The organism is Paenibacillus sp. CF384 (assembly GCF_900106745.1).
Classification (GTDB): domain Bacteria; phylum Bacillota; class Bacilli; order Paenibacillales; family Paenibacillaceae; genus Paenibacillus_Z.
In genome coordinates, this window is record NZ_FNNV01000002.1 from 57997 (window position 1) to 70827 (window position 12831).

A 12831-nucleotide genomic window follows, 5' to 3' on the forward strand; every position below is an offset into this window, starting at 1 on the left:
TATTAATAATTTCGGAACTCAACCTTCTGCACTTGCTCGTTATCGTCCTTATCCAACACGCGGATTTCAGCCTGCCAACGCCCTGCGAACGGTACGAACGGTCCCTCTGCTTTGTAAGCTGCCTTCACATAGCCGTCAAAGTTGGTGATTTCAGTATCTTCGAAAAGCTTGATCGGCACTTGAATCGGACCGAGCTCCTTCTGATCCAGCGCATACAAGCGCATGGTCACGGATTTCGGAGCGCCTACCGCTTCAGGCAGCCACACCTTCACGATAAACTGGTTATCGCCCGGCTTGTTCGGCGTTACTCGAAGCGACAGATGCATGGTTTCGCCCATTTTGTGATAAACAACCGGCTCATTCGCCGGCAATGGACTTATATAGGTAAAGAGCGCTGCCGATACAAGGATGAGGACCATCAGCGCAGCATCGATGCGAAGCAGCACGGTTGTCGGCAGATTGCCTCTGCGTATGCGCAGATGAAGAATACCGCCAACGACGAGGACCAGCAGGACGAAACCTGTCTTAATCAGTAGAATCGTTCCCCATGCTGTGTAGAACAAATAGTGAAGAGAAGGCAAGAACAGCAACGTCATGCCTATGCCTGACAGGATAAGAAGGGCTAGCGACAGCAAGGCAGCCCTGGAGAATAATACGGCGAACCTGCCTGCTTCCTTGCGATCGGACTGCCAGAGCAAACCAAGCAGAATCAATCCGCCAACCCAGATGGCTGCAGCTGCCAGATGCACGAAATCAAACATGATTGACGCTGATTTCGGAGCAAATACCGCTGCATGACCGCTCCAGCTCTCAAGCGCAAGAATGAGCAGCGCCCAGATCGTCTTCAGAACGGCATGGAAACGGACGATAATAAATCCGAGCAGCACCAGCACCAGCAGCGCAATCCATTCACGCCCGATGTTCGTCTGCAAAAAGAGCTTGCTGTATTCATCCCGTGGATAACCGGTCAATATCTCGCGTGCATGGACGAAAATATACACAAGAGAGCCAACAAGCAGTGTCCGCAAGGCAATCTGTTCCCATTTTCGCTGGATGTCCGGAAGCAGTTTGCCGCGTCCCCGGGTCAGTAATGGCCACAGCATTAGTCCTGCAGCCCACAGCAGCGCCCCATAATAAACGATGCGGGCAGCGTAAATGATAAATTGTCCTGTTGTCAGTTGGGTAGTAGCGCTGTGTCCCTCGTGACCTAGCTCCTTATGGGGATCAAATGTGGCCGCATCCACGCCTTCCTGAGGATTTCCTACAATAAAGACGTAAGATCCGCTAACCGGGTGGCCGTCCTCAGAAATGATTGAATAAGACACGGTGTACACGCCTTCGCCAAGCGAAGGAAGCGGCAGGATCAACGAACGATGATCTTTGCTGGCTTGCGCGGTTGCGCTCGTAACGGGTCGAGATTTGGAATCAAGTACTTCTATGGAGCCGACCTTCGCCTCGATGGATTCGTTAAAACTCAGCTCGACCGATTGCGGGCTTTGCTCGTATTTGACGTTAGCTTCCGGTTCGGAGCGTTCAAGCTCGGCGTGCGCGGATGCCAACCCAGGGATGCTGATCAGTACGAGGCACATCCAGATGCACAAGACTACGGCTTGTATGGCGGAATGGGATTTATATCGAATGCGACGGTTCATGATGTTGTGTAGTCACGTCCTCTCCTTATAATCGATCAATAAACTCAGAATAAGTGTACTAAAGCTGATGGTCGAACACCAACGATAAATCCAAACGTTGTTTGAACATCTTTCACGGCAAGAAGCAGCTCTCCTTTATCCCTATTATTGTCACCACACGACTACTAGAGTTAGTGCTATAATTAGTTTCCGCAATTGATATAGTACTCACTTTTTTATATTAGATACGTTTATAGAACTAGCTGTCCCGATCGATTACAAATGCCGCAGCTGTACGTTTTCATGGGCTTTTCACCCCCTCAAAACAGGTGTAACGGTATGGTCTGATGTCGAATAGTATAACTTGACAGCCACTATATATTGGTGTAATTTAGGGAAGTACTAACAACATATTGTGTATTAGAGGTTGTCAGACGACATCCTTCGACAAGGAGTGGCTCTGCTCGTGGATATTATTAAGAGGAACGGTCAGAAAGAAGAATTGATCTTTTCAAAGCTTAAGAAGGTTATTGATTTCTCGTGTGTCGGCTATAACGACTGCGATCCGCTTGAGCTGGAAACTGCTTTGCTTCCTTATTTCCGCAACAACATTACAACCAAAGAAATTCAGCGTACACTCACACAGGTTGCGGTAGAAAAAACAAGCATCGAACAGCCGAACTGGCAGTACGTTGCAGCCAAACTTCTTGTGTACGATCTTTATAAAGAATCTGCAATCAATCGCAAATACGGCTATTTCGGCTACGGAGACTTCTACTCGCTGATTACGTATTTGACAGACAAAGGGCTTTACGGGAGCTACATATTAGAGTATTACACCCGTGATGAAATCCGTGAGCTCGGCAATTACATCGTGCCTGAACGCGACTACTTGTTCAACTACATCGGTCTCAAAACACTTGCAGACCGCTACTTAATTAAGAGCTTCAGCGGCGACGTGCTTGAGCTTCCGCAAGAATTGTTCATGGGCGTAGCGATGCACCTGGCTATGAAAGAAGATGACAAGCTCGCTTGGGCACGCAAGTTCTACGATGTCCTCAGCCGTCTTCAAATGACAGTTGCCACACCTACGCTTGCCAATGCTCGTAAACCGTTCCACCAGCTTTCCAGCTGCTTCATCGATACTGTGCCTGATAACTTGTGGGGCATTTACAACGTAGACTCCAGCTTCGCGCAAGTGTCCAAATTTGGCGGCGGCATGGGTATCTACATCGGTAAAGTGCGCAGCCGCGGCTCCAACATCCGCGGATACAAAGGCGTTGCCGGCGGCGTAGTCCCTTGGATCAAGAACTACAACAACACGGCGGTTGCCGTTGACCAGCTCGGCGTTCGTTCCGGCGCAGTTGCGGTTTACCTTGACGTATGGCATAAAGATATTTTCGACTTCCTTAATCTTAAAACAAACAACGGCGATGACCGGATGAAAGCACATGACATCTTCCCTGGTGTCTGCATTCCTGACTTGTTCATGCGCAAAGTACAAGAGCGTGACTCCTGGTACCTATTCGATCCGCACGAAGTACGCAGCTATATGGGCTGGGCACTTGAGGATTCATGGGGCGAAGAGTGGGAACGCCGTTATGAAGAGTGCGTGAACAACCCTGCACTTTCCCGTGACGAAGTACCGGCTATCGATATCATGAAGAAAATTCTTGCTAGCTCCTTTGAAACAGGCACACCTTTCGTGTTCTACCGCGACACGGTAAACCGTGCGAACCCGAATAAACATAAAGGCATCATCTATTGTTCTAACCTTTGTACGGAAATTTGCCAGAACATGAGCCCGACTGAATATATCACGACAACTCATGAAGACGGCGTTATTACAACGCAAGTGAAAAGCGGCGACTATGTCGTGTGTAACCTCTCTTCCCTTAACCTTGGCCGTTCCAGAACGAAAGAGGAAATCGAAGAGGTTGTCACCTGCCAAATGCGGATGATGGATAATGTTATCGACCTGAACCACTACCCGATCCCGCAAGCGGAAATTACGAATCAGAAGTATCGTGCGGTAGGTCTTGGTACGAGCGGTTACCATCAATGGCTTGCTCTTAACGGTATTGCATGGGAATCCGAAGAGCATTTGGATCGTGCCGATGAGCTCTATGAGTGGATCAACTACTGCGCAGTCAAAGCATCGATGGAAATCGCCAAAGAAAAAGGCGCTTACCGCGTGTTTGAAGGCAGCGAATGGCATACGGGAGAATTTTTCGATTCCCGCGGTTATGATGCGCCGCACTGGCAGAAACTGAAGAAGGATGTAGCTGAGAACGGCGTCCGCAACGCATGGATGTTCGCGATTGCGCCTACAGCCTCCACTTCCTTGATCGCCGGCTCCACTGCAGGTATTGACCCGATCTTCAACAAATTCTTCGTCGAAGAGAAGAAGAATGCGGTCATTCCGCAAACGGCGCCTAACCTGAACGAAGAGACGTTCTGGTTCTACAAAGAAGCGCATCACATCGATCAGCACTGGAGCATCCGCGCAGCGGGCCGCCGTCAGCGCCATATCGATCAAGCGCAATCGTTTAACTTGTACATCACGCCGGAATACACGGCGAAGGAATTTATGGAACTGTACATGGCAGCTTGGGAGAACGGCCTCAAAACCGTTTACTATTGCCGTAACAAGAGCTTGGAAGTAGAAGATTGTGTAAGCTGCAGCGCTTAAGAAGCCTTTATGTTGAATGATGTGCCCTGCGGTCAGTATGGGTCTCCAATCGCTGTTGTAGTTCGGATTACTTTGAATGTATAAACCATAATTGGTTGTAATCCGACTACAAAGGCGACCGCTAACGCTTTTCCGACTCCATACTGCCCTCCGGGCACTTTTTCAACACGGATTCTTAAAACTTTGCAGCTTATTTTAGGGACGAACAGAAGGAGGCAGCCCATTTAATGGATCTGCAGAAGAAGAAATTATTTAACGAAGAAGGCGACCGCGATTGGGGCATGCGTCGCATGATTGGCGGTAATACGACCAATCTGATTGAGCTTAACAACGTGAAATATGACTGGGCAACGAAGATGTACCGTACGATGATGAATAACTTCTGGATTCCGGAAGAGATTCCTCTTGCTCAGGATGCCAAAGATTACAGAAACCTGTCGCTCTCCGAGCGTAACAGCTACGATAAAATTATCAGCTTCCTCATCTTCTTGGATTCGCTTCAAACGGCAAACCTGCCGAACGTCAACGAATATATTACCGCACCTGAGGTAAACCTGTGCTTAACGGTTCATACGTTCCAGGAAGCCGTTCACAGCCAATCCTATTCCTATATTCTAGACAGCGTCGTTTCTCCGGAAGTACGCGATCAAATTTATAACCTGTGGCGCGAGGACAAGAACCTCTTGAAGCGGAATCGGTTCATCACCGACCTGTACGAGAATTTCATTGCAAATCCATCGTCGCAAAATCTGATCAAGACCATTATGGCGAACTACATCCTGGAAGGGATATACTTCTACAGCGGATTTAGCTTCTTCTACGCGCTTGGCCGCCAAGGCAAAATGCTCGGTACCGTCTCTGAGATCAAATATATCCAGCGTGATGAATTGACTCACTTAGCGTTGTTCCAAGGTATTTTCCGTGAAGTGCGCAAAGAAAATCCGGAGCTGTTCACGCCGGTTCTCATCGAAGAGCTTCGCCAAATGATGCGTACAGCTGTTGAGCATGAAATTGAATGGGGTCAATACATTACGAACAACACCATTCCAGGCCTCACAGACGAAATCATCGAGAAGTACATTAAATTCCTATCCAATGAGCGTCTGCGCAAGCTGAATCTCGATATTCTGTATCCGGAAATCGTCGAGCATCCAATGAAATGGGTGGAAAGCTTCAGCAACATGAACGGGATGAAAACCGATTTCTTCGAGCAGAAAGTAACCAACTACAGCAAATCGTCCAACCTTAACTGGGGCGACCTGTAAGTTTGATATAAGTGAATCGCCTTCTGTTTCACAAAGGCTCAAGCCCTCTCCACTCGAGAGGCTTGGGCTTTTTTTTCATGCTCGGCAGAGTTTAGGATATGCACGCTTCATGATACAATAGGAATAAGGCGGGACATGCGGCGGGGAGTGAATCGAGGGTGGATGCAGCAACTCAGCAGCAAATGAGCGAGATAAAGCCATTCATCCGCGTCGGGCATCATTATCAGTTCCCTTATGAGCGTAACGAGTTCGAGTATGGCCGCTTCGGTTACTGCTATGCCTTTCATCTCGTTGATGGAGGCAAAGGAAGTATAACGATTAACGGGCAGGTCTATCCGCTGCAGAGGGGCGATTTGATCTTCTTGCCGCCTCAGCTGATGCATTCCTTCTACACGGATCATGATCATCGATTAGCAACCTATAATCTTTATTTCGAGCTATGGAATGAGAAGCCCCGGTCAACCGAGCATCATTTGTATTGGCATCCGGATGACCTGCTGCCGGAGTTGTTAACCGCTTTGCAGGAAAACACCGTGCTGGATTCGATGCCTCATCTCTTCCATTTGCAGCACCATACCATCTTGATGGATTTGTTTCCCCATATCGTAAAGCAGCATCAACAGCAGCGCGTCCACGGCGATACGATCGCGCATAGCCTGCTCAAAGCGTTTATGCTGGAGTTCATCCAGATTGCCGGAGAAAGCTGGCACAGCGACTACCGAATGAAAGCGATTATGCACCGCATCGACAAAGAGGCGCATGCAGGTTCGAATTATACGAGCTGGCTGGCACAAAGCGGGCTTCAGAAAACAAGATTCCATTCGCTCTTCAAGCAAACTGCCGGCCTCTCTCCGAAAGCCTATTGGAGCCGTGCTGTCATGAAACAAGCAGCAGCTGCCCTTTGGGAGAGCAATCGATCCATAACAGCGATCGCAGAGGATTTGGGATATGCCTCTATCCATCATTTTACGAAACAGTTTACCGCCTACTTTGGCGTATCTCCTTCCCAATATCGCAAACGCAAAATGTAATGCTTAGAGGAGATACACCTAAAACTTAAATCTACGACTTAAGTCCAGTTTCAGCACTGGACTTGCGCCCGTTCTTGAACCATAGGGGTTCCAAGTAAACTAATACTAGTTCATTCCGTGGAAATGGGGGAAACCGAATATGTCCACACAAGTTTACGTCATCAATGCTGCGATGGCTGTGCTATTACTCTTATTGTCACTCTTCGCGGGACTCACAACAGGCAGCATGGCCTTTCGGCGTACGACACACAGTCTGCGACGCACTGCCATCTTAACGCTTGCACTGCTCGGCTCAATGACACTTCTGGCTTTAGCCAAAATGATCATGCTGATCGCGACGTATTCTTACCGCAACTGGTTTGTGCTCGATAATGCACTCATGTTCTTCGCACTCATTATGCTGCCAACCGGAGCCATCGCTTTCTATTCCGTATCTAGACTGCTTCATCTGGCTCGACTGACCGTGAAGCAACCGAATGATGTCGTGAGCCGTACAAAGCGCCGTGCGGCGTCTGAAGTCGCTCTAGTCGTCCCTATTCAAGTGCTGGTCATCGAAGCGTTCCTGTATGCCTCCATAAACGTATTCCCGCTTGGCATGGCTTACCGGAAGCAGATGATTACCGTAGGACTCATTATCCTTGCTGCACCATTACTGCTTATCTGGCGCCAATCGATCAGACGCAGACGGATTCACCGTGATGACGGAACGGCTGTCATTCACAAAGTAAAACGCGTTATCGTCTTTACGATGGCCTGCTTGCTGCTCGCCTTCGGTATTATCCATACGTTCAACAACGCAAAAACGCTCAGCAAGGCGACTGAGCGTAATTTATCCCTACGTATATCGATGTCAATTCCCACAACGAACGAGTAATCGCATCTGCATGTCAGCCCCGCTTGCGGGCGTAGAAGTCAGGCCAATAATCTTCCGCGATAGGCGGGCAGCCTCTCTGCGTATCCCAGACATAAACCCAACCGCTCTGGTCCGGCTGATGGATGTCGGTTACCCAGATTCGATCGTAATCGTTCTCCTCTTCGATCCCCACGAATTGCTCCAGTTCATCCATGCGTTTCAAACCTTGCTCATTCACGACAATCCACATTCCACGAACACGGGCACCACTTGCGTAAGCTGCGGCATCCCGCAGCATCGCCGGGTAAGGTCCGTAATCAACCAGCCTTCCATGAATGACACCTGGTGCAGCAGATTGAATGAATCCGGCACAGACATGATGATTGCTATGGCCCGGCAAGAGCGAGCCATAGATAAACACGGTTGTCAGTTGTTGCTGCATATGTAAACACTCCTCTTAAGCCTCTAAGAGCCTAAGCCAATTGACTATTGCGATGCCTGTACCAGTTCTCGAACAAATTCGCCGGAATCGGCTTGGTGAAGTAGAAGCCTTGCGCTTCCTCGCAGTTACGTTCACGCAGAAACTTAATCTGTTCATCGTTCTCTACGCCTTCGGCCGTTACTTTAAGCTTCAAGTTTCTAGCCATCGTTGTAATCGTAGAGACGATCGCCGCATCGCTGCCGCCTTTCGCCAAATCGCTGACGAAAGAGCGGTCAATCTTCAGCTTATCAATCGGGAACCGTTTAAGCGAGATCAGCGAGCTGTAGCCCGTACCGAAATCATCGATACTGATCTGCACGCCAATCTCCTTCAAGCTGGTTAACGTGTCACTGGCGAATTCCACGTCGCTGGTCATACTCTCCGTAATCTCCAGCTCCAGATATTTCGGGGGCATTCCCGTTGCATCCAATATGTCCTTAATGCGTTCAGCCAGCTGATGCTGTCTGAATTGCCGCATCGACAGGTTCACGGACATCATCATTGGCGGCAAGCCGGCTTCCTGCCAAGCGACGTTCTGTTTGCAGGCGGCCTTGAGCACCCATTCGCCAAGCTGCAGAATGAGTCCATTCTCTTCCGTGAGCGGAATAAAATCACCCGGCGGCAGCAATCCCCGCTGTGGATGATTCCAGCGCACCAACGCTTCGACTCCAATAACTTTGCCCGTGCTTAAATTAACGAGCGGCTGATAAGCCAGCGTGAACTGCTCCTGCTCGATTGCACGGCGCAGATCGCTCTCCAGTCGCAAACGATCATGCGATTTGCAGTTCATCTCCGGATCGTAGCTGGAGAATTCATTGCGGTGTGCTTTGGCGCTGTACATGGCCGTATCTGCGTTCTTGAGCAGCACCTCAACGCTCTCTCCGTCTTGCGGATAGAAGGAAATCCCGAGACTGATCGTAATATGATATTCCGCTTCGCCCAGAACAAACGGTGCATCGAAGAGCCCCATGAGCGCTTTGGCTTTTGTTTCTACCTGTTCGGTCTCCGCATCCTTAATGTCCGGCATTAAGACGACAAACTCGTCCCCTCCCATGCGGAACACATGATTCGACGGGCCGGCTGCCAGCCGCAGCCGCTGGGAAACAGCCTGCAGCATTTGATCGCCAAAGGAATGGCCAAGCGCATCATTAAAGGTTTTGAACCTATCAATATCCAGTAGAAATACTGCGAGTTTATGGTTGCTCTGCTGCGCGCGCACCAGCTCCGCACTCAGCTGTTCTTGCAGCTGCCGCCGATTGGACAAGCCGGTTAGCTCATCGTGGTAAGCCAAGAAATTCATGCGTGATTCCGTCCGTTTGTATTGTTTGAACGGCTCTTCCAACGTGACGTAATAGATCCCTTTCATCAGGAAGTAGAAGCCGGCCAGCTTATACACATGCCCGAGGAGCATATCGGTGTCAACGCCACCGGAGCTTAAGATGAACTGCAGATTGGCAAATAAGAAGAACACAAGCGATTGGATAATGGTTAGCAGCGCTTGAGGCCGCTCATTGCGATTTAAGTAAAGCAACATGCTGATCGTGCTCAAGTAGGAGAAGATAATGACGAAATAAACAAGAACTCGCAGCAATTCGAGCGTTTCGCCCGTAAGCACTGGAACATGGGCCCGATTAGCCAATGCAAAGAAGGCAAGCGCGACCACTGTTGCAAAACCAAGTGAAAGTAAAACAGCCGGAAGCCGCTTCCTTGCCGAAACCGGTGCATCATTCTTGCGGAAGATGAGAAACAACCCGACAGAACCGATGAACTGGGCAGACATGGAGAACAGGGCGGATAAGTTGGTTTCCCCAACGGCATGGAAGAACGGCATTCCTTCCGCTGTCAGTCCGTGAAGCATGTCGAATACGCCGACTGCACCGAATAATGCCGCCGTATAGAGCCGATGCTTCGACAACGATTTGACGAAAAACAGCCAACCTAACACCAACATGGTGAAGCTTACTGCATAAGTATTAAATTCGATGCCGGAGTGCACGAACAAATACGCTCGCCCCGTAATCGGCCGATAGAGTTCGCTATGAAATACCCGCATAAGGATAAAGCTGATGATGGCGGCAAAGGCCGTCCACATCGTAATTTTTTCCGCCCTATTAATAGACATATTGTCTTGATGTCCTCCTTCAACAAAGAAAGCCGATGCTGCCCTGCATGCCCATGTGACGTGATGATGTTTGAATGTGATGAGCAGAGCCGTATCTTCTCGAAAGCGGCAAGCTACCTACGCGGAGTCGGCGGCTGGAGCGCGATTCCCGCTGCTTCCAAGCCTTTACGCAGTGCAGCGGCAAATTCTGCTGCACGCTGCCCGTCGCCATGGAGACAAACCGTGTCTCCATGAATAACGATCTCTTTGCCTTCGATTGTCCTTGCTGTTCCCCTTGTAACGATACTTAGCGTTTGGAGCAGCGCTTCATCAGCGGTGGCCAGCGTCGCCCCTTGCTGATTTCGGGGAGTAAGTGTTCCGTCCTCTTGATAAGAACGGTCTGCGAAGATCTCGGATGCTGATTGCATGTGTTGCTTATGCGCTGCTGCGAGGAGCTTGCTCCCCCATTGTCCGTAAATGATCAGGGATGCATCGTACACGCGCACCGCGCGCACGAAGGCTTCTGCAAGCTCTTCGCTGCTACCTGCCATATGATAGAGCGCGCCGTGCGGCTTCACGTGGCGCAAGCTAGCGCCGGCAGCACGAACGAATGCATCTAGAGCGCCGATCTGGTAGAGCGTCATATCATAGATTTCCTGCGCGCTGACCGCCATCTCGCGTCGCCCGAAGCCGATCCGATCCGGCAAGCCCGGATGCGCGCCAATGGCCACGCCTGCGTCTGCTGCTCGATATACGGCTTCACGCATCGCATGAGGGTCTCCGGCATGAAAACCGCAAGCAATATTCACTGAAGTGACATGTGCGAGCAGTTCACAATCTTGGCCAAACGTATAGATGCCATAGCTTTCGCCAAAATCACAGTTCAGATCGATCACCTGTTGGGTCTGTGATAAATCGTGGATAGTAGTCATATCGGCTTTTGGCGTTCCTTTCATGATCACAAATTCAAATTAAAAATGCATAGCTTTCTTGCAAATCGAGAGAATGGCAGCGAGCTGCTGCATGCCCCGTTCTTGCTCTCTATCGAGGTGCTGGGCTTCAGCCAGCGTCACTTCTTCGAAGGTGATGTAATCGCCGGGCTTGCACTGCGCGAGCAGCGGCAAGTCGGCCGTGATGACATGCGCAAGCTTCGGATAGCCGCCGGTCGTCTGGCAGTCCACGCCAAGAATGATCGGCGCCCCGCCGCGCGGCACCTGTATCGTGCCGGCGATGACGCCGTGGGACAGCAGTTCTTCGCTGTCCTCCATCTGCAGCGGGGGTCCATCTAGGCGGACCCCCATCCGGTCTGATGCGGGAGCTACGCGATAGCGCTCCCGCATGAACGCCGTACGGGCCGCTTCGCGGAATTGCCCGTACTCGGCGCCCGGCATCACGCGCAGCCGGATGCCGGCGGGGTTTGCGCTGCCGCGCAGCAGCGCCTGCGCCGGCGGCGGCGCGAACCAGCGCGGGGCCGCCCAGCTGCGGCGGCGGCCCTGCGGCACGGCCGCGGCGCGCGCGGCTAGCGCGGCGTGCCACGCGGCCGCCCAAGGCGCGGCGCTGCCGAGCGGCAGCACGTCGCCGCTGCGCAGCTTGCGCCCGGCGATGCCGCCGATGCCGGCACGCGCGTCCGTGCTGCGGCTGCCGAGCACCGCCTCGGCGGCGATGCCGCCGGCTGCCGCAACGTAAGCGCGGCACCCGCTAGCCGCGGAACCGAAGCTGACGACCGTTCCGGCGTCAAGCCAAACCGGCCGCTGCAGCGGGAGCGCCTCACCGTCGATCGACGGTGTCAGGTCGGCGCCGCACACGGCGATCAGCATCGCTTCTTCCGCAAGCAGCTGCGGGCCGCTCAGCGTTAGCTCAAGCCCCGCAGCTCCCGGCGCATTGCCGACGAGCAAATTCGCCGTCCGCAGCGCGATGCTGTCCATCGCGCCGCCTTCGGGAATACCGAAGCGCCGCCAGCCCGGTCGGCCCAAATCTTGTACCGTTGTATGTAAGCCCGGTTTCATTATTCGCAGACTCATGGCGCTTCACCTTGCTCCTTCAGGTCCTTCTCGGAAATCGGAACAAAACGCAGCGCATCGCCCATGCGCAGCAGAAAAGGCTCGGATCGCTTCGGATCAAACAACCGGAGCGGCGTCAGTCCGATCAACTGCCATCCTCCCGGCGTCGATAGCGGATAGATGCCGGTCTGCCCGCCGGCAATGCCGACAGCCCCTGCGGGCACGCTGCTTCGCGGCACGGAAAGGCGCGGTTGGCGGAGCTCATCCGGTAAGCCAGTTAAATAAGGAAAGCCCGGCATGAAGCCGATCATGGCAACGCGGTACTCCGCAGAGGCATGACAGGAAACGAAGCTCGCTTCCGTCATACCCGCGCGTGAGGCGCAAGCTGCCAGATCAGGTCCATAACGACCGCCGTAACAGACCGGAATTTCGATAAGCCTGGGTTCAGCGGCGTACGAATGCCGCGTACCCAGCAAAATCCGCTCTACATCGGCAGCCGTTCCTTCATAGTCGAACCCCCCATAAACAACGGTTACCGTATCGTAGGCAGGAACCGCATCGACGAGCCAGGTCCGCCCTGCCTCACGCAGTAATTCCGCCATTCCGGCAGCGAGCAGCCAGCGCTCTCCTTCTTGCCCCTCGTTATCCAAAATAACGACAAGAGCCCGGTCTCCAAGCGGTCTGATACTGAATGTTCGCTCCGCAGCCTCACCCACAAAATTCACCAATTTTCTCATATTTTCAACATTGCAATTCCGAATTGGAAGGTAATTCCGA

Annotated in this window: 10 protein-coding genes; 4 read left to right on the forward strand and 6 right to left on the reverse strand. The window is 51.9% G+C overall.

Features of this window, described 5'->3' with window-relative positions:
• Nucleotides 1–2: 2 nt before the first annotated feature.
• On the reverse strand, nucleotides 3–1652 hold the full coding sequence (locus BLW29_RS05995) for a copper resistance CopC/CopD family protein (protein WP_090977286.1): 1650 nt from the start codon (nucleotides 1650–1652) through the stop codon (nucleotides 3–5).
• 445 nt (nucleotides 1653–2097) lie between these two features.
• On the opposite strand from BLW29_RS05995, the gene BLW29_RS06000 reads away from it, so the two are divergent.
• The 4 genes from BLW29_RS06000 to BLW29_RS06015 all read left to right on the forward strand — a co-directional run bounded on the left by BLW29_RS06000 (nucleotide 2098) and on the right by BLW29_RS06015 (nucleotide 7493).
• Nucleotides 2098–4323 carry a ribonucleoside-diphosphate reductase subunit alpha gene (locus BLW29_RS06000; RefSeq protein ID WP_090977287.1) on the forward strand — a complete coding sequence of 742 codons (2226 nt, stop codon included), beginning with the start codon at nucleotides 2098–2100 and terminating at the stop codon, nucleotides 4321–4323.
• 227 nt (nucleotides 4324–4550) lie between these two features.
• Complete coding sequence (locus tag BLW29_RS06005) at nucleotides 4551–5588, forward strand: ribonucleotide-diphosphate reductase subunit beta (protein WP_090977289.1); 1038 nt, start codon at nucleotides 4551–4553, stop codon at nucleotides 5586–5588.
• Between the two features lie 158 nt (nucleotides 5589–5746).
• Nucleotides 5747–6619, forward strand: coding sequence for an AraC family transcriptional regulator (locus BLW29_RS06010; RefSeq protein WP_090977291.1), 873 nt, complete (start codon nucleotides 5747–5749; stop codon nucleotides 6617–6619).
• 139 nt (nucleotides 6620–6758) lie between these two features.
• A complete protein-coding gene (locus BLW29_RS06015; protein ID WP_090977293.1) occupies nucleotides 6759–7493 on the forward strand; it encodes a hypothetical protein in 735 nt (244 codons plus the stop codon).
• 13 nt (nucleotides 7494–7506) lie between these two features.
• Here the strand turns inward: BLW29_RS06015 and BLW29_RS06020 are convergent, their stop codons facing one another.
• The 5 genes from BLW29_RS06020 to pxpB form a co-directional block, all read right to left on the reverse strand.
• Nucleotides 7507–7914 (reverse strand): gamma-glutamylcyclotransferase family protein, encoded by a 408-nt coding sequence (locus BLW29_RS06020; protein WP_090977295.1) that lies wholly within the window; start codon nucleotides 7912–7914, stop codon nucleotides 7507–7509.
• A 31-nt stretch (nucleotides 7915–7945) separates the two neighbouring features.
• The gene (locus BLW29_RS06025; RefSeq protein ID WP_090977296.1) at nucleotides 7946–10075 is read right to left on the reverse strand and encodes a putative bifunctional diguanylate cyclase/phosphodiesterase; all 2130 of its coding nucleotides are present in this window, start codon (nucleotides 10073–10075) and stop codon (nucleotides 7946–7948) included.
• 113 nt (nucleotides 10076–10188) lie between these two features.
• The gene (locus BLW29_RS06030; RefSeq protein ID WP_090977789.1) at nucleotides 10189–10986 is read right to left on the reverse strand and encodes a LamB/YcsF family protein; all 798 of its coding nucleotides are present in this window, start codon (nucleotides 10984–10986) and stop codon (nucleotides 10189–10191) included.
• Nucleotides 10987–11025: 39 nt separating this feature from the next.
• Nucleotides 11026–12075, reverse strand: a complete 1050-nt coding sequence (locus BLW29_RS06035; RefSeq protein ID WP_090977298.1) for a 5-oxoprolinase subunit C family protein — start codon at nucleotides 12073–12075, stop codon at nucleotides 11026–11028.
• Entirely contained in the window at nucleotides 12072–12779 is a 708-nt protein-coding gene (pxpB, locus tag BLW29_RS06040) for a 5-oxoprolinase subunit PxpB (protein WP_177186501.1), read from the reverse strand. Before pxpB ends, BLW29_RS06035 begins: the two co-directional genes overlap by 4 nt.
• Nucleotides 12780–12831: the final 52 nt, after the last annotated feature.